The following is a 26,784-nucleotide window of genomic DNA, read 5'->3' as shown; positions in this document are numbered from 1 at the left end:
GGTCACAGCCTTATCTCTTTATCAAGCATTCTCAATAACTCGCTTATGTGTCCATCGTCAATGGGATACAATCTAGACGAAACTGTGACCCTTAAGGAGGATTCAATGACGAAACTAATAGAACAAGCCTTAAAAACCGCTACCCAAACCCGGGGCATCGAGTTCGGCCAAGGCGTATTGGATAAAACCGGCTCGCTGTTCACCCGGCTTTTCCCAGGCAAAAAAGCCTTGGTGATAGCCGACGAAAACACGTTTAAAGCCTGCGGGGAGCCGGTGTTGGCTTCGCTCCGGGCTGCCGGGGTAGAGTTGGCTGACCAACCCAAGATTTTCCCCGGATCCCCCACGCTTTACGCCGATTATGACACGACCTCGGTGGTGCGCGAATACGCCCGGCCTTTTGACGCGATTATCTGTTCCATTGGTTCTGGCACTTTGAATGATCACGCGAAACTGGCCTCTCATGAACTGGGACGTGAGTACCTGAACGTGTGCACGGCGGCCTCGGTGGATGGTTTCGCGGCTTTCGGCGCTTCGATTTCCCGCGATGGTTTCAAGATTACTCGTGATTGTGCCGCCCCGGCCGGTTTGGTGATGGACATTGACGTGCTATGCCAGGCTCCGTTGCGGCTAACCGCCACCGGATACGGGGACTTGATTGAAAAGGTTCCCGCCGGGGCGGACTGGATTCTCTCTGACGAACTCGGTATCGAGCCGATAGATGAATACGTGTGGAGCCTGGTGCAAGGTTCCCTTCTGGATTCCTTAGCCGACCCGGACGGCTGTCGCGCGGGTAAGGCAGAGGCCATCGCTAAATTAGGTGAAGGCCAAATCATGAGTGGCTTGGCGATGCAGGCACATAATTCTTCGCGTCCAGCCTCTGGTGCGGGACACCAGTTTTCACACACCTGGGAGATGGAAGGACATGGGCTGGATTGGGAACCGCCTTTGACTCACGGGTTTAAGGTCGGGATTGGAACCATTGCGTCTTGTGCCTTGTGGCAAGAGTTTTTGCGCCTGGACGTGAACGATTTTGACGTGGAACGCGCCGAGGCGGCCGTGAAAACCCCAGAATACCTAGAGGCGCGGGTTCGAGGTTGTTTCGACCCAATTATCGCCGAACAAGCCGTAAAACATGTACTAAACAAGCGGGTGGAAGGCGCACAGCTGCGAGCTCGCATCGACTTGCTTAAGGAAAAGTGGCCAATCATTAAGGAACGCTGCTCCTCGCAGCTACTTGACCCGCAAGACGTGTGGAATCGGCTGAAAGCCGTGGGGGCTCCCTACCATCCGGAAATGATTAAAATCGACTGGGATCGCTTCCGCACCACATATTTCAAGGCTCAAATGATTCGCAGCCGCTACACTATTTTGGATATTCTGACCGACCTGGGGATTTTGGATCAAATGGTTTATCGTCTCTTTGGCCCCAAAGGTTTCTGGGGACAACACCGCCACGCCGAATAAAGCCCTCGCCGGATAAAGCCGCTAGCCGAATGACTCCCTCTTAGGTAATCCCGAATTGGGATTAGGAGGTTGTCGACGCTGTAGCTGAAATTTATTTCAGGTCTGGGTACTTCTCCTGCTCGAAAGTGCAGGAGAAGTTTTTTATCCCAAAATTTGTCGTCCAATCCGCCCTAATCAGGTAATATAGGATTTCCGTCGGGGGTGTTGAACGCCTCGATGAAACAAAATTGAATAACGCACAACTTAATATCGACATCGGGAACAACACGGTTCCTGGATACCAAATAAGACACGCGAACGTCACAGGTGACGTTCCCACTCGAATAGGTAGAAAATAATGACTCCAGACTTAGCAATGCAATTCGTGGAAAGTATCACGATTTTCGGTTTGATAGCCTCCATAGGCGGGGGCTTCTTTGGTGCCGCTATCGGCGCCAACAATGCCTTCGGATTTACCGGGATAGCGATTTTTGTAGCCTTCGCTATTGCCTACGCCACCGGTTCTGATGTTGGTTTCACTTATTTGGCCTTCGGGCCGGCTTTCGGGCCACACGTAGCTTTTGCCGGCGGCGTGGCGGCTTCGGCCTATGCGGCCGGGAAAAAGAAGCTCATGGCAGACACTGGTGCCGGCCGGGATATTAACCAGCCCCTAGCGGGTCTGGGACACCCCGACGTGCTACTGGTCGGGGCGGTCTTCGGTGTGGGCGGATACCTCCTGCAAAAGGGAATCGCCATGATTCCTTGGTTTGGAACCCATACCGATTCGGTGGCTTTAACCGTTTTCATTTCCGGCATCATTGCCCGGATTTGCTTCTCAAAAACCAAGCCCTTCGCGTGGGTCTCCAAACCAGAAGGCACCAAACGCTGGCTGGACTGGCAAGAAAAACCCTCCCAGTACCTCACCTTGGGGGCTTTTTCCGGTCTGTTCGGAGCGGGAATCGCTTTGACCTTGGCGCACTTCGCACACCACACTGCCGATAAAGGGATTGCTGACGTGATTATGGCCAACTCTCAGGCTCTGCCCTTCGCGTTGTCCGCCATCTGCATCTTTATCATCTGCTTCGGGATAAAAGTTCCGGTCACCCACCACATGACGATTATGGCGGCTTTGGCTGCGGTCAAGTTCCTGCCAGTCGTGGGCTACAACTTCTATGTGGCTCTGGTCATCGGAGTGGTATTCGGTATGATTGCGGCACTCGTGGCCGAGTTTATTGCCCATCTTTGCTACGACGGCGGTGACACCCACATTGATCCCCCCGCCGGAGCTATCTGGCCTACCACCACTATTATCCTCGGTTTGTCCTCGGTTCTGGGCTAAAAACCCAGCGCGGCAAATCCACAATCACCACTAACCATTCCGACACAAGGAGCCAATATGACCGAGCAGCAGGTGCCACTCAGATTCCCCACCAAATTCTATGATGCCTATATCTTCGATATGGACGGAACCATATATCTGGGTGACCACCTGCTGCCCGGTGCTAAAAGGATGATTGAACAGCTGCGCACCCGCCACCTCCCCATCCGCTACCTGTCCAATAACCCCACCAAAGACCCCCAACTCTACGTCGAAAAACTTGAGAAACTGGGGCTACCCACCGATATCTCCGAAGTCGCCAACACCGTAGTCACCATGACTAAGTGGCTACGGGAGCATCATCCCGAGGCCACGGTGTTCCCTATCGCGGAACCACCCCTGATTAACGCCTTTAAAACGGCGGGAATAAAGCTGTCTGAAGACCCCGCCGAAATCGACATTGTGGTGGCCTCCTATGACCGCACTTTTGACTATCGTAAACTCCAAATCGCCTTCGACGCTATCTGGTTTCACAAACGCGCCAAACTGGTCGCTACCAACCCCGACCGCTACTGCCCCTTCCCGGGAGGTCGCGGTGAACCCGACTGTGCCGCCATCATCGCCGCCATCGAAGCCTGTACCCAGTGCCAGTGCGAAATGGTGGTCGGTAAACCCAACCGGGAAATGCTGGTGGAAGCCCTGGCTGGCCTGGATGTGAAACTGGAAAACTGTCTGATGGTAGGCGACCGACTCGGCACTGATATCCAAATGGCGGTAAAGGCCGGTATAGACTCGGCGATGCCCCTGACCGGGGACTCCACCTGGCAAGAAGCCGAGGCTCTTGACCCCAAAGATCAGCCAACTTATTTACTTGACCGGGTGGACAGACTCATCCCGGTCGAAACCTGGAAAGAACTAGGGTGGATTGACAATTCATGACGCTAGCCCGGCTAGCACCTCATGAACCCCACCCCAAAACCACCATAAAAGAAAGGAAACATCGTGGTTTCACCTGGTTACGAAGGACCGTATCTGCTCGGAATCGACTATGGCACCGAATCGTGTCGCACCGCCATCTTTGACTTGCGCGGCAACTCCATGGGATTTGCCGCCACCCCGTACGAAACAAAATTCCCTCGACCCGGACAGGCCGAACAATCCCCCGACGACTGGTGGGAAGCTCTCAAAGCCTCGGTGTACCGAGTCCTCGACCAAACCGGGATTCCCGCCCGACACATCGCCGCCATCTGTGCCGATGCCACCACTATGACGGTGGTAGCCCTGGACAAAGAAGGCAATGCACTGCGCAACGCCATCATGTGGATGGACGTGCGCGCCACCGAGCAGGCCGCGCGCGGCGATGTTTTTGATCACTGGGCGAAACTGTACAACGGCGGGGGCACTATGCCAGTTACCGCCGAATGGTATCCGTTCAAAGCCGCGTGGCTCAAGGACAATGAGCCCGAGATTTACCGGGCGGCCTACCGGTTGGTCGATGCCCCGGACTGGATTACCTACAAACTGACCGGGCGGTGGACCGCGAACCTGAACACCGCCGCGATTCGCGCCTATTACAATCGCGACCACGGCGGATGGCCGGTGGAATTCTACGAGGCCGTGGGTTGCGGAGATGTATTCGAAAAACTTCCCGAAGATGTCTTGCCCCTGGGACAACCCGTCGAGGGGCTTTCGGTGAAAGCCGCCACCGATTTGGGTCTAACCCCCGGAATTCCGGTGATTCAAGGCGGCGGGGATGCTTGGCACGGCCAAATCGGCCTCGGCGCGGTGGAACCCGGGTCGCTGGCGATTATCACCGGTTCCTCCCAGGTCATGAGTGGCCAAAGCTCAAATCCGATTTACGGCCAAGGCTTCATGGGCGGCTACACCGATGCGGTGGTGGAAGGCCAGTACACCGTCGAGGGATCCTCGGTGTCTTCCGGTTCAGTATTGAAGTGGTTCAAGGACAATTTCGCCCGCGACGTGGTGAACGCTACCGAACGCATTGGGCTGAACGCCTACGAAGTGATGGACAAGTCATGCGCTAATATCCCACCGGGCTCGGATGGTTTGATTGTCAACGAATACTTCCAGGGCAACCGTACGCCCTACACGGATTCCAAGGCGCGTGGCCTGGTGTGGGGGCTGTCCTTGTCGCACACCGCCGAGCATTTCTATCACGCAATTATGGAAGGCGTGGCCTACGGCACGGCTCACAATTTAAAGGCCATGACCGACGGCGGGTTCAAGCCTGAAAAGCTGGTGTACTGCGGGGGTGCCACCAAGTCGCGCGTGTGGATGCAGATGTATGCGGATGTCACCGGGATTCCTGCTACCTTAACCGAGGTCGGCGACGCGGTGGTACTGGGTTCGTGCATGTTGGCGGCGGTCGGCGTGAATCTCTATCCGACACTCGCGGATGCGGCACGCAACATGGTTCACGAATCCGACGTGATTGAACCGGATATGAATCGCCACGAGGAATACAAGTTCTTTGTCCAACAGTATATGGACGCGTGGCCGCAAATGGCCGAGTTGACGCACAAGACTGTGGATCACATTTCGTAACCGGTGCGGCTCGGTGCCTCGGGTACTTCGGGTTCATGAGGTGCCAGTTCGGGTTTACGCGAGTTTTCCCGGATGGCACCTCATGAACCCCTAAAATTAACGCAAGAAACAAGATAACAGAGAGGAAAAACTATGAAGATAGCATTTGGATGCGACCCTAACGCGGCCGATTTGAAACTGGCTTTGATTGCGAAAGCCCAGCAGCTTGGACACGAGGTCAAAGATTTCGGCGCCGAAGACCCGATTTACGCCAATACGGCCGTGGCGGTGGCTAAGGCTGTGGCCGCCGGGGAATTCGACCGGGGCGTGCTGGTTTGTGGCACCGGCATCGGGGTGTCGATTGCGGCGAACAAGGTCAAGGGGGCGTATTGCGCGTGTGTGACGGATATTTACCAGGCACAGCGCGCCACGCTGAGTAATAACGCGAATCTAATTGCGATGGGCTCGCAGGTCGTGGGCGTGAAATCGGCCGAGATGTTCCTAGAGGAATACCTCAAGTACACCTTCGATCCGGCTTCGCGCAGCGGGGCGAAAGTCGCGCGGATTTGCGAGTTTGAGCGCGAAGACTAGGTATTGTTGTCTGTCATGGACGCATAAGCCCAAGTTTCGGATATCTCGACCCCAAGGTAAACCTGTAACCCGGGGTTTTATCCAGTAGATTATCTTATCAAAGCGCTTATGTGTCCATGATGGGACTAACCTAACCAGGAATCGATAAAGGCCGCCACGCAGTCTTCATCATTGGAGCCAATCTGGTAATCACAGATAGCCTTGACACAGTCATACGCGTTGCTGGGGCACAGGGAAATCCCGACTTTCGGCAGCCATTGCATGTCATTCTCTGAGTCCCCCACCCCCAGGGTCTGTGACCATGTCAAGCCCAAATCATTCAGAATCAACTCCAAACCGTGAGCCTTGCTGATATGCGGATTGGCCAATTCGATGAACTCCGGCAGGGTTTGCACCGCGAAGGGAAAGCGTTGCAACACTACGCGGCGCAGTTCATCGACGTACTGAGCATCCCGGTAAAACATAGCTTTCAACGGCACACTGTGGTCGGGGTCGCGGTCAATATCCGCCAGGTTTTCAATCAGAACTGGCTCTTCGTTACAGGCGATACCCAGCAGGCGACGCGCTTCACCGTCAACTCGGGAATAGATTTTCTGATCCGAAAAAACTGTCAGCTCCAGGTGGTGTTCGCTGTCAAGCATCCAGCATTCCGAAAGTAAATCCCGATTCAACGGGGAAATGTCAAGAACTCGTCCGGTGGGATGGTGCATAGTGAGGGCACCGTTGTAGCTGACGATATAGCCGGGGACTCCGGCGCGATTCAGGATTTCGGCAGAAGCGTTGCGGGTGCGCCCAGTGGCTATCACCACGGTGATGCCGCTTTCCCCCAGGCGCCCCAAGGCTTGGTAGGTGGCGGGGCTCAGCATGGCATCGTCACGTGCCAAGGTGCCATCCACGTCGAAAATCGCCAGTTTAACGGGTTCAAGTTCGGCTCGCGAGACGTGCTTTTCCTCCATACTCAGTACCTTTTCATTTCACAGAGCTTTTTGCAATATTGGCCTGGGGTTTGTCGGTTTTCGACAGAGGGGTTAGTCGGCGCACCTTGAGCGGCAAAGCCGCAAGTGCCAGGGCGAGACTATGTTGCTGCCAGGCGCCACTCGATGCGCGAACGCCATTTTTCCCCGGGGCGCAAAATAATATTCCCCCATTCTGGGTGATGTACCGTGTCGGGATAGCATCCCGGTTCCAGTGCCAGCGCGTCGCCAGCTCGGAGACGCCTTAGAGTAGTTCCAGCGGAGGTATCGCGAGGCGCTTTGGCTAGAATGGAATTTTGCCGTTTTTTTGGGTCTTTGCCATCTAGAGCGTGGCTCCGGCGACCATGTCGCAGCCACGCGCCACCGCGTGCCACCAGCGACCCGTCCAAGAAATTCCCAGTGTACACCTGGATTCCTGGCTGATCCGACCACACTTCCATGGCGCGGCCACTGTCCGGGTGCTCCACACGGGCGTGGCGGCGCATTCCCCGTCCGCGCACACAAAACGTGTGGTCAATCCCCCGACCCGCCCCAATCTGGGGGTGAGCGTGGCGCAAAGCCCGCCCGATTGGGGACAAAGTCCGCAGGTCAAATGGGGTTCCCGTGACCTCGGATAGCTCTCCCGTGGGTATGGATTGCCCATCTATCGGCAAATAGTAATCCGCATCCACCGCCACCAGATGCCCGTCAATAGTGCCCGCTCCGGCCAAGTTCCAATAGGTGTGGTTGGTCAGTGACAGCGCGGTGGGCGCATCGGTGGTGGCTTCCATCTCGAGGCCGAGGGTACACCCCGCAACCCGGTAGGTGGCGTTTACCGAAACATTCCCGGGGAATCCCTGGTCGCCGTCGGGACTGAATAGGCTCAGATGCAAGGTGTCCGCAACCTTTGTTCCGCCCGGATTCTCCAATTCAGCGTCAGCGGCTCTTTCGGCCACGTCGCCTGGGTTTACTGTCCAACGACGAGCGCTAAAGCCCTGTGGTCCGCCGTGCAAGGTGTTTGCAGCTTCATTAGGTGCTAGCAAGAATTGCTGGCCATCTATGTCAATCTGGGCTGATTTAATTCGGTTGGAAACCCGGCCGATTATCGCTCCGAAGTATTCATCTTGGCGGCTCGAAACATCAGCGAAACCAACCGCAACTTCGCTTTCGGGTTTGCCATCCAGACGAACACTATTAATGGATGCACCCCAGTCCAGAATTTCAACTGTCAGTCCGCCGGGTACACCAATCGTATAGGCTCGGATGGTTTCCCCGCCTAATTCCCCAAAAACTCTGTTGTTCATACCACAATCCCCGCTTTACCTTATGTGCCCGTAGCTAACAGTTTAAGCGGGAGTGGGATATCTGACAGAAGTTTGGGTAAATGGGGGGGCGGCTCTGTATATTGGGGTCTGACCCCCAAAACCTCCCCAATTTCTGTCGGCAATACGATTTTGTTCAAAAGCAAGGCAGTATCCCGGGTTACGGTAAACAACCCGGATAGCACCTCATGAAGCCACCGCCAAAACGCAACAAGCGGCCTGGTGGTGTGCAAGAATATAGGCATGACATACAAACTGGTGTTGCTCCGCCACGGCGAGAGCGAATGGAATGCTAAAAACCTGTTCACCGGCTGGGTCGATGTGCCGCTGTCCGAAAAGGGCCGCGCCGAAGCCACCCACGGCGGTGAACTGTTGAAATCCGAGGGAATTTTGCCCGATATTCTGCACACTTCTCTGTTGCGCCGCGCGATTATGACTGCGAACCTGGCGCTGGATGCGGCCGACCGCCACTGGATTCCGGTGCGTCGCACCTGGAGGCTGAACGAGCGCCACTATGGTGCCCTGCAGGGAATGAATAAAAAGGCGATTCGTGATGAATACGGCGAAGAACTGTTTATGCAGTGGCGCCGTTCCTACGATGTGCCACCGCCCGCTATCGAAAAAGGCTCCGAGTTCAGCCAGGACGCCGACCCGCGTTACGCGGGCGAGCCGATTCCCTTGTCGGAATGCCTCAAAGACGTGTTGGAACGCGCTTTGCCGTACTGGAATGATGCGATTATCCCCGATCTCAAGACCGGCAAGACCGTGATGATTGCAGCCCATGGCAACTCGCTGCGTGCTATCGTAAAGCACCTGGATTCCATTAGTGACGAGGAAATCTCGGGTCTGAATATCCCGACCGGGATTCCGCTTTACTACGAGTTGGGTGAAGATATGAAGCCAGTGGCACCGGGTCGCTACCTCGACCCGCAAGCGGCGGAAAACGCCATCAAGGCCGTCGCCAACCAGGGTAAATAATCAGCCTAAATCACAGCTTAGACAGTTATTTTCACTGGTCGAATTTTGATTTAAAACCGTAACGGCGGAGCCCCAGGCTCCGCCGTTACTGGTATCGTCCAGGGCGGCGGCAGCGATGGTGCAAAAACAGCCGCGCGCCGCCAGCTCCAGGCTTCTAAAATTCGGTGCCCTTGGTGGGCACCGAATTGCGGCGCGTGCGCCGGACGCGATAGACCGGCGGGTCGAGCAACTCCGCGTCGCGCCCGTGCAGTAAGGCCAAGTCCCCGGCTCGTCCCGCCAAGGATTTCCACGCCGCCAAGGCGGATTTCCGTTTCACCGCCGCATTGGTTAAATCAATGGCCTGCGACTTTTTTTTGGCTCGCAAACGTCTATGGGAGTGGCGGTTCTGGTACATGCATCCCCCTCTTTATGATTCCCACCTGCCCCGGCGCGGTTTCCAGTATTCGCGCCCAAAAACATAACTTAAACTCTTAACTTATACCAGCTTTCGTGATAGAATGGGTATATCCACCTCAACAACGGGAGATTTAATAATATGACTTTTACCGTCGGTGAAACCGTAGTGTACCCTCATCATGGAGCTGCTGTAATCGAAGAAATCACGACACGGGTTATCGGGGGTGTGGAACGCGAATACTTGAAGTTGCGAGTAGCACAAGCCGATTTAACCATCCAGATTCCATCGGAAAACGTGGAAATGGTTGGAGTCCGCGATGTCGTGGACAAAGAAGGCCTGGAGCACGTCTTCGAGGTACTGCGAACCACCAAAACCGAGGAACCCTCCAACTGGTCGCGCCGCTACAAAGCCAATGTCGAGAAAATCGCCACTGGTGACGTAGTGAAAGTGGCCGAGGTCGTCCGCGACTTGTCCCGCCGCGACTCGAAAAAGGGTCTGTCTGCTGGGGAAAAGCGCATGTTGAGCAAGGCTCGCCAGATTCTGGTCTCCGAACTCGCTTTGGCCGAGAAAACCAACGAAGAAGACGCTTCGAACCGTCTCGACGAGGTTCTCGCCTCCTAAATCTGAATATCGGGAAAAGCCGGGTACCCCCGGCTTTTCTTTTCCCCGCCACCGCCTCTCGGGTTTTACACAGATTCTTAGCACCGGGACAGGTGGCAGAAATCGAGGATTTTTTGGGGGTGAGGCTCAAATATACAGAGCCCCACCCCCATTTTTTCCTGAATTTCTGCCGGGTTCAAAACCCAAATTTCGCCCCTCGGCGCATTTCTCCCGACTCCAGTACCGACTCACTTAAAAAATGTCACGTTTATTCATTGTTCTCACTGCGGCCGGATCTGGCACCCGCCTGGGCGCCAACACTCCGAAAGCCCTGGTCACACTAGGTTCGGATTCCCTGCTGGCACACGCCTTGCACCACCTGCCGCCCAGTAACCTGGTAGTTATCAGCGCGCCGCCCGCCTACCTCGCCGGCTTCTCCCAGGTAGCCGCCCAATTCGCATCGCCACCTCCGCTGGTCGTCCCGGGGGGCGCCTCCCGCCAGGCCTCAGTGTTGGCGGCCTTAGAGGCTCTCGCGGATGTGGCTGCCCCAATCACCGAGTCTGACCTGGTTTTAGTTCATGACGCCGCTCGCCCTTTTACGCCCGCCACCGTGTTTTCCCAGGTCGTGGCAGCGTTGCAACAGGGCTGCCCGGCGGTGATTCCCGCGACCCCCGTGTTGGATACCATCAAGGTGGTGCGTAACGTTTCCACCCCCGCCCGCGAAGTGGTAACCGACACCCTGAACCGCTCCCAATTGCGCGCCGTGCAAACCCCCCAGGGATTCCCGCTGCCAACCTTGTTGGAACTGCACCGGCGTTTCGCCGCGCGCGCCGCCACCGAAACCAGCGCCTTCGGGGACGACGCGGCCTTAGCGGAAGCTGCCGGGATACCCGTTGCGGTAGTACCCGGTTCGCCGCGCAGCCTGAAAATCACCACGCCTTTCGACCTGCAAGTCGCGCAACTGCTCGCCAACTCCGATTGCCCCGAGGCTGGCTGACGTAACCAGTGCGATTTCGGCCACATCTTCCTATATCCGACGATGCGGCCAAAATCGCACCAGTTACGTATTCTTATCCCCAGCACGCCCCCTGACCCCCGACTTTCGCGCCGAAAAAAAGCCAACACTCCCGAAAAACCGATAGTCTAAATCCGTGGCAAGTAAAGCAAAGAAAGCCTCTTCGGGCTCGTTGATTCAATTAATCTCTTGGTGCCTGTGGGACGCGGGCGGCGCCTCGGTAAACGCGGTCGCCACCACCTTCGTGTTCACGGTGTACCTGACTTCCGCCAGTTTCGGCAACCAAACGTTAAGCTCCCAAGCGGTTTCCATCGGGATGACCGTCGCCGGCATCATTGTCGCGCTGACCGCCCCAATTACCGGGCAACGCGCAGATCGGCGCGGCAAAGGCACGTTTTGGTTAATGGTTTTCTCTGCCATCGTCGTGGCGTGTCTGGCGGGAATGTTCCTGGTGGTGCCCCACCCGAACTTTCTGTGGCTGGGCGTGGGGCTGCTGGCGGTGATGACTATGTTCTTCGAGTTCGCCACCGTAAATTACTATGCTATGTTGCCCCGGATTTCCACCCCGGAAAACGTGGGGCGGGTCTCTGGTATTGGCTGGGCCAGCGGGTATTTCGGAGGGATTATCCTGTTGATGTTCCTGAACTATGGTTTCATCACCGAGAAAAACTTTATGGGTATCAACACCGCCAACGGCATGGGGGTGCGCGTGGCGATGCTGGTGTCGGCTCTGTGGTCGGTGATTATGTTCGCGCCGGTGATTTTCACGGTGCGGGGGCGCGTCGTACCTGGCAGCGAGGATTTGCCCCGCGAAACCCTGTGGGAATCCTATCGCCGCTTGTTCCGCACGATTGTCTGGCTGTTTCACAAAGCCCCCAACGTGTTGTATTTCTTGGTGGCTTCCGCGATTTTCCGCGATGGGCTGTCGGGGGTGTTTACTTTCGGGGGTATCATTGCCGGGGTGACCTTCGGGTTTTCCGCCGGCGAAGTAATTCTTTTCGCAGTGGCTGCCAACATTATCGCCGGCGTCGCGACCTCGGCTTTCGGGATTCTAGACGATCGGATTGGTCCCAAGAAAGTCATGCTGATTTCCTTGATAGCCTTGGTGGGTACCTGTGTGGCGGTGTTCTTTTTGCACGACCGGGGGAAAATCGTGTTTTGGACTTTCGGGCTGTTCATGACGATTTGGGTGGGCCCAGCCCAGTCGGCCTCGCGTTCCTTCCTGTCGCGGCGCATCCCGCCCGGACACGAAGGCGAGGTTTTCGGCTTGTACCAAACCACGGGTCGCTCCGTGACTTGGTTGGCACCGCTGATGTTTGCGCTGTTCATCGGGGTGGGCTCGCAGCTGACGCCCTTCTATGACCCGGCGTTGACGGCGGTGACCACGGGGGTTGGCGGCTCGATGCTGCCGGTTCACGAACAGGCGCAATACTGGGGCATCTTAGGGGTCGCTCTGGTGCTGTTGCTGGGCTTGCTGTTGTTGTTGCCGGTGAAGGACACTCGCCCCGGTGCGGGTGGGGCTCCCGTTCATGAGGCGCTAGCCGGGGTGGCGGGCGAAACGTCGGATTCCGGGATGGCGCCTCGTGAAACCGAGGAAAACCAGGGCGGCGCGGCCGCCCCCAACGAAACTACTCCAAGGGAAGCCACCACCACGGAAGGAGCCGAACGATGAAAGCACGGAAGCTGGGCGCAGCGCTGACCGGAATAGCGCTGGCGGGGATTCTGGCGGGCTGCGGGGGCACTGTGGTGGATTCACAACCGGCCGCCGGGTCGCCCGACGTGGGGGATACTGCCCATATTTTCAAGGATTTGCCGCTGGCGGGCGAAGCGCTGGTGCCGTACAACAAAGACAAGTCGGTTCAGCTGCGCCAACAATTTGAGCTTTTGGCCAGCGAGGCGAACTCCGCCCAGGTGCAAGGCGAGGGCTGTCAAGACGTACTGCCAGGCTCGTTTGCGTTGGCGAACTTGCATTGGCCGTCGCTGGCAGCCACCAGCACCACCGGCAAATCAAGTGCGCAAGTATTCCTGGCGCCCAGCGACAAGGACGTTGCTACGCTGCTGGGTACAATCCGGAAACAAGCCGCGACCTGCCGCAACGCCACTGTTACCTTTGGGAGTCACGTCACGAAGATTTCGGTGAAGCCGTTTGCCGGCTCGGCCTGTCCGGCCGGGTTTACCCAAACCGTGACGCGCAGCGGGAAAACCCAGTCCCTGGATGTGTGTTTCACGGGCAAGCGCAACGCTTTGCTGGCTGTGGCGGTGGCCGACCGGGCACAGCATGGTATGGATGGAACCCTGGCCGCCTATGCCGAGGATTTCTTTGTGCAGCTGGGGCGGATTTACCTTAAATAAAGGTTTATTTTGGGCTTTTAGCCCAAAATAAACCTGGGGGCGCCTGAGTCTCGTGTTTTGTGGCAAATTCAGGAAAAAACGGCCTGGATGTTAAATCGGTTGTCCCAGGCCAAAATTTCCCGGATTCGTCACGCGCGTCCCCTGGGTTTGTCCAAATTAGCCGTCCTAAAGTCGGAGAGGTCATCGCGGCTAAATATCCGTGGGCTATGATGAAACCATGGATTTGAGAGTTGGCCAAGGTTTCGATGCCCACCGTTTTGCGCGGCAGTCCGACGGGTCGTTGGCGGCGGCGAATCCCGGTCAGCCCCTCATGATAGCGACCCTGGCGATTCCTGACGCGCCCCGGCTCGAGGGGCACTCCGACGGGGACGTAGCCGCGCACGCCCTGGCCGACGCGCTGCTGTCGGCGGCGGATTTAGGGGATTTAGGGTCTAACTTCGGGGTTGACCGCCCCGAATACGCCGGGGCGGCCGGCCGAGTGTTTCTGGAAGCTGCCATGGAAAAGCTGCGGCGCGAGCACTGGGAAGTGGTCAATGCCTCGGTTCAGGTCATCGGCCAGGTTCCGCGTCTCGCGCCGTATTACCATGCCGCTCGCGCGGCTCTTTCTCAGATTCTGCAAGCCCCCGTGAGTTTCACCGCGACCACCACGGATCGGATGGGTTTCACGGGGAATAAAGAAGGACTGGCGGCCTTAGGGATTTGTTTATTGCGCCAATGCTATCGACCGCGAACCATAATGCGAACCGCATTGCGAACATCGCGAACAATTAACCGGAGAGATTAAACCGATAATCACCAGTCGCACTCGCCCCACAAAGGTAGACAATAAGGGTTCGGTAATATGAGTTCGGCAGTAAGCCAAGAAGATATCACCAAGCCACAAATCCCGTATTCAGACCAAGTCCCCCTAGCAACAGAAACCGGGATTACTCGCCATTTTCGCGCTTGTATTGTTCCATAATCGAGCTCGGCACGCGACCACGATCACTGACATCTATACCGCGTTCTAGCGCCCACTTGCGCACCTTACGGTTGTATTCGCGTGCCGCGTAATCAATCTGAGCACCGGTACCACGACGACGACGTCCCTGTACCCGACGACCCGCTTCCGTCCAACGACGGAAATCTTCACGCAACTCGTTGGCGTGAGTAACGCTCAAATCAATCTCGTAATTGATTCCATCCAAAGCAAACGCGACGGTTTCGCTGGCTGGCCCCTTATCGATATCGTCAATCAGAACGGTAGTAACTTTCTTTGCCATAAAGGTCTCCAATCCTTGAAAGTAATAGAAAGTGGAATAACATAACGATGATAACCCGGTTAAGTATAGAATATCAAGCGCGACCCGTTGAATAGGTACCCCATATTCATTTTTATCTGGAAAGTTCTTAGGTTTTACAGCACCTCACCGTTGTCTTACGTGTAAACAACCCGATATTGCCTTAATATCTGTTGGACTCTCGGCGGCGGATGAAGCCTGTCAGGGATTATATGGGGTTGATTTCGGGTTATTTGGGGGTTAAAAGCGGTCTTGGTCGGTGGCCGACCAAGACCGAGCCGGGGATGTGCCGGGTTGCTTTATTGGTTTCAGGTATGTTCGTTGCTTTTCATGAGGTGCCATTTAAATGGCACCTCATGAACCCGTCCTCACCAGTCAAAAGTAATCCGGCCAATTACGGCGCCCCCGCACCCTAGCAGCAGTCCTTTTCAACCAGCGCTACTAACCGGTTGATGTAACCTTGAACAAAGTCGCGGGTCTTTTCATTATTAAACTTGCCGGCCTCGTCCAAAAGCGTCGGGGATTGCCCCAGGAACACCTCGGGCTGGCCAGGCAGCGTCATATCGAAATAGCTAAGCGCCAGGCGCAGGTTTTTCTGGGCGCTGTATCCCCCCATTTTCCCAACGGAATGGCTGATAATCCCGGCCGGCAGATTCTTCCACGCTACATCCGCATTCGGTTTCGATCCGATATCCACCGCGTTCTTAAGGCACGCTGGGATACAACGGTTATTTTCCGGGGTGACAAACAATACCGCATCACAAGACTTGATGGTTTCCCGGAATTCGGCGTACACGGCGGGCAAAGGCTTATCCTCTACCGCCGGGTCGTCATAGTCAAAATCATAGAGTGGCAAATCGCGGATTTCCACGATTTGCGCCTCGAATCCCGCGGGGAACATTTCTATAGCGTTGAGCGCGATTTTCCGCGCAATGGAACCTTTACGCAAGCTACCAACCAAAACCGCAACTTTCTTGGACATATTTATACACCTTTCTGTCAGTCCTATACAGCTCATCTATTATATCAAGGCCTACCTTCGGCGCATCCCGACCCCGGATTCAAAATGGGAGTGCAAACAAGTTGGGGCTGCGTCCACGAGGAGATAAAAAGACGCAGCCCCAAACTATTTAATTCCCGATTTTGACGGGTTCCGCTGTCACTCCAACCCGATATCACCCCCTTGCGTTTCCTGACACATTTGTAAACATAGCCCTTTGAGACAGCCTATTCGCCGGTGATTTCGCTCACTTTGACGGTTCGACCTTCTTTTAGGGAACGAGTGGCGGCATCGGCCGTAGCAATTGCTTCCATAGCGGCAGTGCCGTCAGTAAGTTTGGCAAATTCCGGATCCACTTTGGCTCCTTGCATGAGGCCGTGGAAGTAGCGCATTTCTTCTTCAACGATGCCAGCTAGCCAAAGAGGCGGCACCTTGTGCGGACTTCCGTATTGAACCGCTCCATCGGTCTCAGAGTTGGCGTAGATTGCGGTGCGCTGGGCATCTTCTTCTTCGTTTCTGTGCAGCAAGTAATGCTCTATCTTGCCGTCAATACGCACGCTTACCCCAGTGTTTTGCATATCAATTTTGATAGCTCCCTTTTCCCCTTGGATGAGCACATAGTGTTCAGGCCAGCGGAAAGCTGACCCGTATTCGAGAGTAGCGAAGGCTCCATTTGGAAAGCGCAACTGGATTAGCAACATATCGTCTTCATCCCCGAAGCCTTCCCCTCTATGTGCCACGTTGCCTCCAATCATAGTGGCGCTTTGAGCAGGTCCGAGGATAGATTGGACACAGTCAAGTTCATGGATGTGATGGTAAAGGTGCCCCCCAGAGAGTTCGCGGATTTTTTTCCATGACACGCTGGGTTGCTGGCCTTCCCAGCCGTTTCTGACCGCGCGAACAAACAGCACTTTGCCGAGCTTTCCTTCGCGGATGATTTTTTTGGCCAGGCGTACCCCATTCATAAAATTCATCACATGTCCAGCCATAAAGAACACACCGTTTTGTTTGGCCGCATCGACCATGCGCTTGCAATCGGCATAGTTTAGAGCAATAGGTTTTTCACAAAATATGGCCTTTTTAGCTTCAGCCGCAACCAAGACTGGTTCCACATGTTTCCCGTTTGGTGATGCCACAACAATTGCCTGAACATCCGGGTCTCGAACCAATTCCTCCATGGTTTTATAGACTTGGGCACCAACCTTTGCCGCCGGTTCGGCAGCATTTTCTGGGTCGTAAATTCCCCAAACATTGGCTCCATCTAGAGCCTGGAGAGCGAGTGCTTCTGCGGTTCCAAAATAACCGGAACCAAGAACACCATAGTTGATTGTCATTTGATTTCCTCTGTTTCAAATTGTGAGATGGTTGAATTTTGCACACACCAGCCGTGAGTATTCTGAATACCCAAAGATTTCACCTGATGCATTAAGGCGGTTAATCCGCTTGAAACTGTTGTTAAACGTCGGTTAACTCTATTTCACCGACCCTTCTGTAAGCCCCGCAGCCACGTATTTTTGAATGGCCAAAAACACGATGACCGAAGGCACTACTACGCATGTGGATGCTGCCATGAGCGCCCCCCAGTCGAGCACTTCCGTTCCCGTAAGAGAGTACAAACCCACCGCTACTGGCATCTTGTCCGACGTCCCCATAAACAGCAAGGCGTACAAGAACTCGTTGAATGCGTTGATGAAAGTGTAGATGGTGGTGGCTACGATTCCCGGAGCCACGATGGGGGTTGCAATCCGGGCAAAAATATGGAGTTTCGAGGCTCCATCCACGGCTGCGGCCTCTTCAATCTCACGCGGCACGGTTTGATAAAAACCTACCAACATCCACAGCGCGTAGGGAATCGAGAAGGACAGATACACCAGCACCAGCCCAGTGTAGGTGTTTACCAATCCGATTTTTGCCAGCACCATCGAATAGGGCACGGCCAACAATACCGGGGGAAACATATAGGCGGTTACCAGTAGGCGAGTTATTTGTCTGCCGACTCTAGGGAAATACCGTACGATGCCGTAGGCACCGAAACAAGAAATTACCACTGCCAAGATGGTCGTGACAATCGACACAATGAAACTGTTCTTCAAATTGGTGATGAATCCCATGTCAAAGAGTACGTGTCGGTAGTTTTCCAAGGTAAAGTGTTGCGGCAGCAATGCTGTGGGGTCGCTGGACAAGTCCACACCGTTTTTGAAACTGGACATAACTATCCACAGCAGAGGAAACACAAATACGCAAGACACAAAGCACAGCAGCGCGTAGGCGCATCCGCTAACAAGCGTGCGACTGGCATTGTGGCTGAGCTTGAACTTCTTCGCCGGTTTGGTCGCAAGGCTCATTTTAGCTAGTCTCCTTTTCCCAACGAGTTATGAAGCGGAACAGGATGCTGGCCACCAAAATTAGGAACACCAGCAGGAGGATAGTCACCGCACTAGCCATACCCAACTGTTTCAGACCCCACCCAGTCCGGTAGGCGAATATCGGCAGCGTCGTGGTAGCATCCCCGGGTCCCCCTCCAGTAATTAAGAACAGCAGGTCAAAATTGTTAAACACCCAGATTGTGCGCAAAACCACGAGGAGCCCGATAACGGCGCGGATGTGTGGCAGCGTAATGTAGTAGAAACGCTTCCAGGCACTGGCTCCGTCTACGGTCGCAGCCTCTATTTGATCCCCGGGAACAGTTTTCAACGCCGAGAGGATATTGACCATAAACAGTGGGGTTCCAAACCATACGTTTATGTACAGTACCATCCAAAAGGCGGCCTTTGGGTCGGCAAGTAGAGCCACCAGACCATCTGTCAAACCCATGTCTACCAGCGCGTTCGGTACCACACCGTACACGTCATTGAGAATCCACTTCCAGCCAAAACCAATGATTACAGCGGGGAATGCCCAGGGGATTATCAAAAGGGTGCGGAACAAGGCGGAGAACCTTCTAATTCTGTTCAAAGCCATCGCCAGGATGAACCCAAGCGCTAGCTGTCCCACAATCGAAAGTGCCGTCCATTTGATGGAAGTGACGAAGGCTTGCCAAAATGTGGGATCCGTGAGGAGCTGGGTAAAATTGTCCAACCAGACCAGCTCGTAATGAGCTTTAATCAGGTTCTTGTTGGTCATCGAATAGTGTACGGAAGATCCCAGTGGGTAAAACAGGAGTGCCACCACCACTATTACCGAGGGCGCAACGAAGGCAATCCCCGTCCAGTTGATATTTTTTATTCCCTGACTTAGCTTTTTCTCACGGCTTCCCGCATCTTGGACAAGCCCCGCATCACGAGTTTTCACGTTCATCAGGACTCACTTAATGGCACCAGCAGCCTTGAACATGTCGTTGAGCTTCTTTTCGGCATCTTTCGCCGCTGTTTCGGCATCCTGGCCTTTGAGCACAACATTTTGCATCATTTGTTCAATAACCCCTTGACTGGTGATAAGGCCGGATTGCAAAGTGGGGCCGTCTTCCATGCCGATGGAGGTACCCATGGGTATGACTTCGTTGAGGGCATCAACGATAGAGCGGTACTTTTCAATGTAGGGATTGGCCAAGAATTTCTTGTTTTTAGCAATGTCCTTCAAGGCCGGCATCATCCCTACCGGGACAGAGTGCAGAAAACGAATGTAGTCATCATCTTGGTAAAGGGTCTTCAGGAATGCCTTAGCTACCTCGGGGTGCTTGGAATTCTTCCACACCACCATGGGCTGGTTCGTGGTCTCCCCACCGTATACCGGGTCTGAGGCCTTCATGCGCGGCAAAGGAACAGCACCGATTTTATCCATCAAATCAGGAGTAGCGGCCTCCACCCCCGAAATATGGAATGCCGAATTGAAATCAAAAGCGGTTTTCCCTTGGTAGTACAAGGTAGCCTGGTCGAGCACGTTGTAGTTCACCGAGCCATCGGGGGAAGTATTCTTGTACATATCCGCCCAGTATTTGATGGCATCATAGACGGTTTGGTTGGTGAGGTCCGCCTTCCCGTCTTTCCCTATCAAACGCTTCCCGGCTGATTTGACATAAAAATTGAGGAACCTGGTAGCCATCATGTCATTGGTTCCCATCGGTACCGACAAGCCGTAGACATTACCATCGGTGAGTTTACGCGCAGCTTGACTGAGTTCCTCCCATGTTTGAGGAATTTTCAGACCTGCTTTTTCCAGCAAATCCTTGCGATACCACATCAGCTGGGCGTGCGTATAGAGAGGTACTGAGTAGTGCTTACCATCCTTAGCACCCTCGGCGAGAGCTGCTTCGTAGAAGCGATCCTTGCCAATGTCATTGATTACGTCATCGAGGGGAGTAATCGCGTCTGCGTCAATCATTTCAGTAACGTGGTTGGGCAGAGCACTAGAGATGTCGGGGACATTGCCCGTGGATAGCCCGGTTGTCCACTTGGTGTAGAACTCTCCCCAAGAGAACAGTTCGATTTTGATTTTGACCTTCGGATGTTTCTTGGTGAAACGATCTGCCATTTCTTGCATATATTCGGCACGCGGGCCTTGTGTGTAGCTCGACCAGAAAGTGATTTCCCCGGACAGCTCTCCATCAGCCGCTGGTTTCTGCTCCGTTGCTGAGGTGCACCCAGTCAGGGTCAGCGCGAGGGCAGCCAAACCAGCAAAGATTTTCTTGCTCTTGAACATATTTGAACTCCTTCGTTGGAATTGAAACACCAGACGTCCGATGTCTGACGTTATACGGGTATGATATCATCTTTTAGTGCGACGTCAAGCATCAAAACTATAAGATTTTTGGAGGCTCGTGAGTACTCGTAGGCGCAACCGTTCTTTTCGCGCCACCGATAACCCGGTGGTTCGAGCCATAAAGGACTTGATTTTAGAACGAGGATTACAAAGCGGAGATTTGCTGCCCTCGGAGGCAGAACTCACCGAAATCTTGGATGTATCCCGTGCCTCCGTCCGGGAAGCCATCAAAGTTCTCTCTACCTTGGACATTGTCGAGGTTCGTCAAGGTCTAGGAACTTTCGTCAGCAATATGAGTCTACAGCCTATGGTGCAGTCTCTGATTTTTCGCGGTGCCCTCACGCCTAACGGAGGGTTAATGGCTTTTGGGGACATCGTTGAGCTGCGAGCCAAAATTGATGCCGGATACGCTGGTGAGGTGGTTAAAAAGCTCGCTGGTAATTACTCCGTCCCCCTGCATCGTACCGTTGCCGAAATGGAGGAATCCGCTCGAACAGGCCGTCCTTTCCTGCAGGCCGACCGCGAGTTTCACCTTACAATTGCCAAAGTTGCGAACAACCTGTTACTGGTACAGCTGATAGACGCATTCTGGGACATCGAAGACGTGGTCTATCCCAAACTTCCTCCACGCACCAGCAAAGAGCTGATGCAAACCGCCACTCAGCATCGCCTCATCCTCGAAGCCGCCGAAAGTGGCGATACCGCTCAGTACCGCCACTTGCTGCGCGACCACTACAGGCCGCTCCTCGAATCCTTACCGCACCCGAATTACTTCGTCTCCGAAGCCACCCAGGATTAGCAATCCAAACTTGAATCCGAGGTTGTTTGACAGGTTTCTCGTTGCCGGTAGACTGAAAGCGCCTCGATGCAATCAAGTCTGACTAGCATAGCTGCGGCTGTTATGATTATTCGTACTAGCTCTAGGCCTTGACGCTGTTCAAAGAAGCACGTGAAGCCCAATACCGTAGGTCTCAAAGCCCAAGACAATGAAATATTTAGGAAGGAAAACACATGGAACTGCCTTTTGTGGTCGGAGCATATGCCTCACTGCCCGCCCCGGAAATGCAAGCGGATTACTATCGGCTCCTCGCTGAAACCCCTTGGGTTTCCGGTATCGAGATTCCTTATCCCGGAGTATTAGCCAGCAACCCTGGCGATATTGCTGCCGTTATCGCACCGCATTGGCACACCAACACCATCACGGCTATTCCCGGAACCATGCAAAATGTCGGGAAAAACCCGCATTTCGGCCTGGCCTCCCCAAACGAAGCAGGCCGCCAAGCCGCCGTGAACTTCACCCGTGAAATTCGCGATGCTGTGGCCAGGCTCGCGGAACTCACCGGGCGCGCCGTCATCACCAAGGTGCAACTGCACTCTGCCCCCACGCGCGAAGCCGATGCTGCGGCCTTCCGGCGTTCCTTGGATCAGTTGTGCGAGTGGGATTGGAACGGCGCTCAGCCAGTCGTGGAACACTGTGACCGTTATCTTCCCACCCAGGCACCCGAAAAGGGCTTCCTGGCGCTAGAGGCGGAAATCGCTATCTGTCGGGAACTCGGGCTAGGGGTTCACCTTAACTGGGGGCGGAGCGTCGTGGAAGGGCGGAGCACCCAAACCGCCTTTGACCATATCAAAGCCTGTGCCGAAGCCGGGGTGTTGGCCGGGCTGATGTTCTCTGGGGCAGGACCGGCGGAAACCCAGTACGGCTACGCTTGGATTGACGGGCATCTGCCCGCCTCAAGCGATGAGCCCGCCTCGTTGCTGGCACCTCATGAAATCGCCCGCTGCGCGGCCGCCGCCCAAACCGGAGGCACCAAATACCTTGGTGCCAAGATTTGTGTGCCGCCGACCGCCACCTTGCCCCAGCGCGTGGCGATGTTGGAAAACATTTACCGCGCCGCTCTCGGATAGCCCGGCAAGTGGGGTCGGGTCCGGGAGCTGAGTGCGACCAGCAGGTTTACGGCGGCTTCATGAGGTGCCATCGCCGCACAAGCGTAAGTTTACACGGCGACAAACCAGCCAGCGGCGCGAGCCGTCTGGACGTGACAGCTGCGCGTTACTGTGCCCAACCGCTGATTCGAAAATGAAACCGAGTGTTTCTAAATCTCGGCGCAAGGCGAAACTATCTGCGCCGAGTACCACGCAGGCCGAATTTACGGGCGTAAATCGTGGAGCCGCCTGAGAGAATCGAACTCTCGACCTATTCATTACGAGTGAATCGCTCTGCCGACTGAGCTAAGGCGGCCTACCTGGGCACGCCCGCAAGCGAACCGCAAAAAGGACAAGTTTAAGTTTAGCGGGAAAACCCGCGCGGCTCAAATATAGTTTTTACCGGCTCGTCCCCAGGGAAAACCGGCCATAACGTGCCATGGCGACAAATTCAGGAAAAAACCGGCACACCAGCCCTAAAATCAACCGTCCTATCCCAAATTTTCCTGATTTCATCCCCAATAAACCAGCCGCAGACAATCAGCCAGCAAATCCGGATGGCACCTCATGAAGCCGAAACCAAACGACCCCGAAAACCAACGCAACCCTAAGAAACCTTACAGAAAGTCCCGTCCTGATCCGTGGGAACCTGGCCAGTCAACAGGTATGTATCCCCGATATTGCGCACACAGGTGGGCGCCACCGAGTTATAAGCCGTGTGATTCCAACCCTGCACGGTCAACAACTTTGAGTGACTCATCATCCCCCGCACGTTTTGCGCCATAGAAAGCGGCGTGGCCGGATCCCCCGTGGTACCAATCAACAGAATATCCCCATCCAGTTTCGGGTTTACCCGACGTTTCGCCGTCTTGTCCCCCGGCACCGGCCACTGTTGCAAACCCAGCGACGGGTAGCTAAACAACTTGCCAATCGTGGGATTATCCGCTTCAAGCTTCTTGGCATCCTCTTCCCACTGGGCTTCGGTTCCCACCGCCACATAATCCAGGGAATTAATCACCATAAAAGCATCCGCGCCATTATCCTTATAGCTGCCGTCGGATTCCCGGGAATTGTACATATCCGCCGCATTCAGCAAACCACTGCCATCCCCATCCAGTATCGCCGCGTGCAAAGCCGGCATCAAAGACTGCCACCAAGAGGCCTGGTTGTACATATTGCCAATAATCCCGGTGAAAGCCAGCGGCAAGGTCAAATCCCGCCCCCCTTTGGTGGGCAGCGGCGAAGTTTTCAGGGACTCCAACAGGGTTTTGATTTGCGACAATCCGGCCTCGGTTCCCCCGCGCAAAGGACAGTCTTTGCGGTGGTTTTCCTGGCATTGCCGGGAAAACTCGCGCAGTGAATTCTCGAATCCGGCGGCCTGGGCGGTGGCTACCTGGTTGATATCCGCCGAGACATCCAACACCCCGTCCAGGATAAAACGCCCTACCCGTTCGGGGAACAAGTCGGCGTAAATCGTGCCCAGGTACGTCCCGTAGGAATACCCCAAGTAATTCAGGCGTTCATCGCCCAGGGCGGCGCGCATAATATCCAAATCCCGCGCCGCATTCGCGGTGGAAGCAAACTTGGTAATCCCCGGGGAATTCTGGAGACACCGCTGTCCCAACAGCTTGCTGTCAGCCACACTTTCAGCACGTCCCTCGGGGGTGGAAGTGTCGATATAGCGGGCGTTATCTTCGTCTAGCTGCTTGGGGGTGCGGCATTTAATCTGCGGCTTCGAGTGGTTAACCCCGCGCGGATCGAAAGACAGCACATCGTAGTTATCCCGTACCCTCTGGGTAAAGAAATACGCCACCGCATCCGGTTTCATCGTATCAATCCCGGATCCGCCAGGTCCCCCGGGGTTCATCACAATAGAACCAAGCTTATTGGGGTTCTTGGTTGCCAGGCGTTTCATCGCAATTTCGGCTTTTTCCCCGGTGGGATGGTCATAGTCAAGGGGAACCTTCAAAAATACGCAGTCAAATTTCCCGTCGTCCTCGCAGGGCTTCCAATCGAGTTTCTGGCTGTAGAACTCGTTCAGGCTCGGTTTCAAACTGGCGGTTTGGGTGGGAATCGCCATCTTGGTGGGGGTTACTTTCGGTTGTGGCGCCACGCATCCGGCCAGTCCCAGCGCGGTAACTGCGGCCGTCGCGACGACCCAGGTCTTGGTGATTCGTTTCATGGTTTCCCTTCTGTCTTCCCTCTTATTTTGCACTATACGTCGTTTTTGTGCGCGGTAAGGTCGAGGCATAGTGCTTCCATGGTCAGGGTGGGTTGTCCGTTGTGCATGAGGTGCCATCTGGCCTGGCGAATTGCCTCCAGGCGGGCGATATTGGTTTTGGCATCGTTACCTTGGGCTATGAAACGGCGAATCAAAGGCTCCAATACCTGGTTTTGCAAGGCAGTCTTGGCGCCCAAATCCAGCACCATCGCGTCGCGGTAGAATCCCCCCAGGTCTTCAAGCAGTCGATCCCACGTGTCCAGTTCCAGGCGTTTGTGCCGGCGTTTCTGGCTTTCCTCCAGGCGTTTCAGCTGAGCTTTCACTTCGCGGGTGGGGTGAAAATCCGGGTCGTCGGGGTTCACCCCCAGGGAACGCAACAGCGCGGACTTTTCGGCTTCATCGTCGGTGGCCTGCCGTGCCCCGGCTTCGAGGCTGACGTATTTGACCAGCGCTGCCGCCGTCCAACACGCATCACTGGCGCTGCGCATCCCCGCCACTGTTTCAAGCATCCGCAGCCGCCGCGCCCGCAATTCCGGGTTTTTCGCCAGGGCGCGTGCCCGCCCGATATGCGCCCCGGATTCCCCGGCCACCGCCGCCGCTAGTTCGGGGTCTTCCACTTCGTCGCGTCGCACCAGCAAATCTGCCACGGCCGAGGCGGTGGGCACGGCCAGTTGCACCAGGCGACACCGGGATCGAATCGTGGGCAGCACTGCCGAGGCGCTGGGGGCGCACAGCAGCCACACGGTGCGTTCGGGGGGTTCTTCGATGGCTTTCAACAACACGTTTGAGCTTGCCTCGGTCACCCGGTCGTAGTCCTCGACAATGATGACGCGCCACGCCCCGCGCACAGGTCGCTGGTAGGCGACGCGGATTAAATCCTTCACTTCCGCGACGGTGACCTGGACCAGTTCAGTGGTCATCACGGTGACATCGGGGTGGATGCCTTTGCGCACCGCCTCGCATTGTCGGCATGTCCCGCAGCCGGTTTCGCGCGGGTGTTCGCAGACCAGCGCGGCGGCAAAGGCTTTGGCGGCCACGGATCGTCCTGAACCGGGTGGCCCCACAAACAACCAGGCGTGGGTCATCGCCGCCAGGTTGACTCCGGGGGGCGCTACTTGGCTGGCGTCCGCACCCGGGTTTGGGGTCGCGTCGCTTCCTGGTGTCGGTTTGACCCCGGCGGCGGCGGTTTCGGGGTTTAGGGGGGTCGTGGTTTCATGAGGTGCCAGCGAGTTAATGGCACCTCGTGAAACCGCGTCACCAGAGTCATTTAAGGTACCCGAGGCGATCAAGGCGCGCGCGACCTTTGCGGCTCGGGAAAGCTGCGCGACGACCCGGGGTTGGGCAACCACCTCGGCCCAAACCCCCCCGCCGGGACTAACCGCGTATTGTTCGTTCACAAGTTTCACCACGATTTCATAATCGGCAGAACGCTCGCCAGGCGGAGCCGCACTTGAGCGGCGATTTCCTCTGGCGCCAGACTCGCGTCCACCACCATCCAGGTCTCGTTTTCTTCGGCCAGGCGCCGGAACCGGGCTCGGACTTTGCGTTGAAATTCCAGGCCTTCGCCTTCCATCCGGTCGGGGGAAACCCGGGTTTCGTCGTTTTGTTGACGTTCCCAGGCGATTTCGGGATCCAGATCCAACAGTACCGTCAGGTTTGGGGTCAAACCTCCCGTAGCCCACAGGGATAAATCCCGGATTTCTTTTGGCCCTAAATCCCGGCCTTGTCCTTGGTAGGCCACGGACGAGGCCATGAATCGGTCGCTGATAACGATTTTGCCGGCATTGAGCGCCGGGACTATCAGTTCCGCCACATGCTGGGCGCGATCAGCGGCGAACAGCAGGGCTTCGGCGCGCGGTGCGACCTGTCCCTCGCAAACGGTGGTTTCCCCGGCCTCCAACAGGAGTTCGCGTAGCTGTCGCCCCAGATTTGTACCGCCCGGTTCGCGGGTAGTAACCACTTCCCAGCCCCGGGTTTTGACCCAGTCAGCGGCGAGTTTAATTTGGGTGGATTTGCCCACGCCGTCGGTGCCTTCGAAGGCGACAAAGGCACCGCGAGTCGAGCGCACCTCGACGATTTTCCCAAAATCGACCTTGGTATTGGGGCGGAATTCCCCCATTCCCAGCGCTTCACTAAATGACATGAA

Annotated in this window: 25 protein-coding genes and 1 tRNA gene; 13 read left to right on the top strand and 13 right to left on the bottom strand. The window is 55.6% G+C overall.

What is annotated here, in order from left to right; translation table 11 throughout:
* The first annotated feature begins 60 nt into the window (after positions 1-60).
* The 5 genes from HMPREF0577_RS09985 to HMPREF0577_RS09965 all read left to right on the top strand — a co-directional run bounded on the left by HMPREF0577_RS09985 (position 61) and on the right by HMPREF0577_RS09965 (position 5,896).
* Positions 61-1,464 (top strand): sn-glycerol-1-phosphate dehydrogenase, encoded by a 1,404-nt coding sequence (locus HMPREF0577_RS09985; protein ID WP_004013764.1) that lies wholly within the window; start codon positions 61-63, stop codon positions 1,462-1,464.
* Positions 1,465-1,801: 337 nt separating this feature from the next.
* On the top strand, positions 1,802-2,782 hold the full coding sequence (locus HMPREF0577_RS09980) for a DUF7973 family transport facilitator (RefSeq protein ID WP_004013763.1): 981 nt from the start codon (positions 1,802-1,804) through the stop codon (positions 2,780-2,782).
* 57 nt (positions 2,783-2,839) lie between these two features.
* Positions 2,840-3,700: an HAD-IIA family hydrolase gene (locus HMPREF0577_RS09975; protein WP_004013762.1), complete on the top strand. Its 861-nt coding sequence runs from the start codon at positions 2,840-2,842 to the stop codon at positions 3,698-3,700.
* Between the two features lie 63 nt (positions 3,701-3,763).
* A complete protein-coding gene (locus HMPREF0577_RS09970) occupies positions 3,764-5,326 on the top strand; it encodes an FGGY-family carbohydrate kinase (protein ID WP_004013761.1) in 1,563 nt (520 codons plus the stop codon).
* Between the two features lie 132 nt (positions 5,327-5,458).
* Positions 5,459-5,896, top strand: coding sequence for an RpiB/LacA/LacB family sugar-phosphate isomerase (locus HMPREF0577_RS09965; protein WP_004013760.1), 438 nt, complete (start codon positions 5,459-5,461; stop codon positions 5,894-5,896).
* Between the two features lie 125 nt (positions 5,897-6,021).
* Here HMPREF0577_RS09965 and HMPREF0577_RS09960 read toward each other — a convergent pair whose 3' ends face one another.
* Together HMPREF0577_RS09960 and HMPREF0577_RS09955 are read right to left on the bottom strand one after the other, a co-directional pair.
* On the bottom strand, positions 6,022-6,852 hold the full coding sequence (locus HMPREF0577_RS09960) for an HAD family hydrolase (RefSeq protein ID WP_004013759.1): 831 nt from the start codon (positions 6,850-6,852) through the stop codon (positions 6,022-6,024).
* 119 nt (positions 6,853-6,971) lie between these two features.
* Entirely contained in the window at positions 6,972-8,153 is a 1,182-nt protein-coding gene (locus HMPREF0577_RS09955; RefSeq protein WP_004013758.1) for an aldose epimerase family protein, read from the bottom strand.
* Between the two features lie 261 nt (positions 8,154-8,414).
* Here HMPREF0577_RS09955 and HMPREF0577_RS09950 point away from each other — a divergent pair, with 261 nt between their 5' ends.
* Positions 8,415-9,149, top strand: coding sequence for a phosphoglyceromutase (locus tag HMPREF0577_RS09950; protein ID WP_004013756.1), 735 nt, complete (start codon positions 8,415-8,417; stop codon positions 9,147-9,149).
* Between the two features lie 154 nt (positions 9,150-9,303).
* Here HMPREF0577_RS09950 and HMPREF0577_RS09945 read toward each other — a convergent pair whose 3' ends face one another.
* The gene (locus HMPREF0577_RS09945; RefSeq protein ID WP_004013755.1) at positions 9,304-9,543 is read right to left on the bottom strand and encodes a hypothetical protein; all 240 of its coding nucleotides are present in this window, start codon (positions 9,541-9,543) and stop codon (positions 9,304-9,306) included.
* 141 nt (positions 9,544-9,684) lie between these two features.
* Here HMPREF0577_RS09945 and HMPREF0577_RS09940 point away from each other — a divergent pair, with 141 nt between their 5' ends.
* The 5 genes from HMPREF0577_RS09940 (at position 9,685) to ispF (ending at position 14,297) form a co-directional block, all read left to right on the top strand.
* On the top strand, positions 9,685-10,167 hold the full coding sequence (locus HMPREF0577_RS09940; RefSeq protein WP_004013754.1) for a CarD family transcriptional regulator: 483 nt from the start codon (positions 9,685-9,687) through the stop codon (positions 10,165-10,167).
* A gap of 238 nt (positions 10,168-10,405) precedes the next feature.
* Positions 10,406-11,143, top strand: coding sequence for a 2-C-methyl-D-erythritol 4-phosphate cytidylyltransferase (ispD, locus tag HMPREF0577_RS09935; protein ID WP_004013753.1), 738 nt, complete (start codon positions 10,406-10,408; stop codon positions 11,141-11,143).
* Positions 11,144-11,297: 154 nt separating this feature from the next.
* A complete protein-coding gene (locus tag HMPREF0577_RS09930) occupies positions 11,298-12,833 on the top strand; it encodes an MFS transporter (RefSeq protein ID WP_004013752.1) in 1,536 nt (511 codons plus the stop codon).
* Positions 12,830-13,513, top strand: coding sequence for a hypothetical protein (locus tag HMPREF0577_RS09925; protein WP_004013751.1), 684 nt, complete (start codon positions 12,830-12,832; stop codon positions 13,511-13,513). Before HMPREF0577_RS09930 ends, HMPREF0577_RS09925 begins: the two co-directional genes overlap by 4 nt.
* 199 nt (positions 13,514-13,712) lie before the next feature.
* Positions 13,713-14,297 (top strand): 2-C-methyl-D-erythritol 2,4-cyclodiphosphate synthase, encoded by a 585-nt coding sequence (gene ispF / locus HMPREF0577_RS09920; protein ID WP_004013750.1) that lies wholly within the window; start codon positions 13,713-13,715, stop codon positions 14,295-14,297.
* 142 nt (positions 14,298-14,439) lie between these two features.
* On the opposite strand, the gene HMPREF0577_RS09915 is transcribed toward ispF, so the two are convergent.
* The 6 genes from HMPREF0577_RS09915 to HMPREF0577_RS09885 form a co-directional block, all read right to left on the bottom strand.
* Positions 14,440-14,775, bottom strand: a complete 336-nt coding sequence (locus HMPREF0577_RS09915; protein ID WP_004013749.1) for a histone-like nucleoid-structuring protein Lsr2 — start codon at positions 14,773-14,775, stop codon at positions 14,440-14,442.
* A gap of 430 nt (positions 14,776-15,205) precedes the next feature.
* Positions 15,206-15,775 (bottom strand): NADPH-dependent FMN reductase, encoded by a 570-nt coding sequence (locus HMPREF0577_RS09905; protein ID WP_004013747.1) that lies wholly within the window; start codon positions 15,773-15,775, stop codon positions 15,206-15,208.
* A gap of 245 nt (positions 15,776-16,020) precedes the next feature.
* Positions 16,021-17,127, bottom strand: coding sequence for a Gfo/Idh/MocA family protein (locus HMPREF0577_RS09900; RefSeq protein ID WP_004013746.1), 1,107 nt, complete (start codon positions 17,125-17,127; stop codon positions 16,021-16,023).
* Positions 17,128-17,265: 138 nt separating this feature from the next.
* Positions 17,266-18,138 carry a carbohydrate ABC transporter permease gene (locus HMPREF0577_RS09895; protein WP_004013745.1) on the bottom strand — a complete coding sequence of 291 codons (873 nt, stop codon included), beginning with the start codon at positions 18,136-18,138 and terminating at the stop codon, positions 17,266-17,268.
* A gap of 1 nt (position 18,139) precedes the next feature.
* Complete coding sequence (locus HMPREF0577_RS09890) at positions 18,140-19,090, bottom strand: carbohydrate ABC transporter permease (protein WP_004013744.1); 951 nt, start codon at positions 19,088-19,090, stop codon at positions 18,140-18,142.
* Positions 19,091-19,096: 6 nt separating this feature from the next.
* Positions 19,097-20,431: an ABC transporter substrate-binding protein gene (locus HMPREF0577_RS09885; protein WP_004013743.1), complete on the bottom strand. Its 1,335-nt coding sequence runs from the start codon at positions 20,429-20,431 to the stop codon at positions 19,097-19,099.
* A 118-nt stretch (positions 20,432-20,549) separates the two neighbouring features.
* Here HMPREF0577_RS09885 and HMPREF0577_RS09880 point away from each other — a divergent pair, with 118 nt between their 5' ends.
* Positions 20,550-21,290 carry a FadR/GntR family transcriptional regulator gene (locus tag HMPREF0577_RS09880; protein ID WP_004013742.1) on the top strand — a complete coding sequence of 247 codons (741 nt, stop codon included), beginning with the start codon at positions 20,550-20,552 and terminating at the stop codon, positions 21,288-21,290.
* A 212-nt stretch (positions 21,291-21,502) separates the two neighbouring features.
* Positions 21,503-22,399: a DUF4862 family protein gene (locus HMPREF0577_RS09875; protein ID WP_004013741.1), complete on the top strand. Its 897-nt coding sequence runs from the start codon at positions 21,503-21,505 to the stop codon at positions 22,397-22,399.
* Between the two features lie 258 nt (positions 22,400-22,657).
* Here the strand turns inward: HMPREF0577_RS09875 and HMPREF0577_RS09870 are convergent.
* The 4 genes from HMPREF0577_RS09870 to tmk form a co-directional block, all read right to left on the bottom strand.
* Positions 22,658-22,733 (bottom strand) — tRNA-Thr (locus HMPREF0577_RS09870).
* Positions 22,734-23,024: 291 nt separating this feature from the next.
* Positions 23,025-24,599: an alpha/beta hydrolase gene (locus tag HMPREF0577_RS09865; RefSeq protein ID WP_036342837.1), complete on the bottom strand. Its 1,575-nt coding sequence runs from the start codon at positions 24,597-24,599 to the stop codon at positions 23,025-23,027.
* 32 nt (positions 24,600-24,631) lie between these two features.
* The gene (locus HMPREF0577_RS09860) at positions 24,632-26,044 is read right to left on the bottom strand and encodes a DNA polymerase III subunit delta' (protein WP_248613784.1); all 1,413 of its coding nucleotides are present in this window, start codon (positions 26,042-26,044) and stop codon (positions 24,632-24,634) included.
* On the bottom strand, positions 26,041-26,781 hold the full coding sequence (tmk, locus tag HMPREF0577_RS09855; protein ID WP_004013737.1) for a dTMP kinase: 741 nt from the start codon (positions 26,779-26,781) through the stop codon (positions 26,041-26,043). The genes HMPREF0577_RS09860 and tmk overlap by 4 nt, the downstream gene beginning before the upstream one ends.
* Positions 26,782-26,784 lie beyond the last annotated feature (3 nt).

It is taken from the genome of Mobiluncus mulieris ATCC 35243 (assembly GCF_000160615.1).
Classification (GTDB): domain Bacteria; phylum Actinomycetota; class Actinomycetes; order Actinomycetales; family Actinomycetaceae; genus Mobiluncus; species Mobiluncus mulieris.
The sequence above is the reverse complement of the archived record's forward strand: the minus strand, read 5'-3'. Positions and strand labels throughout refer to the sequence as shown.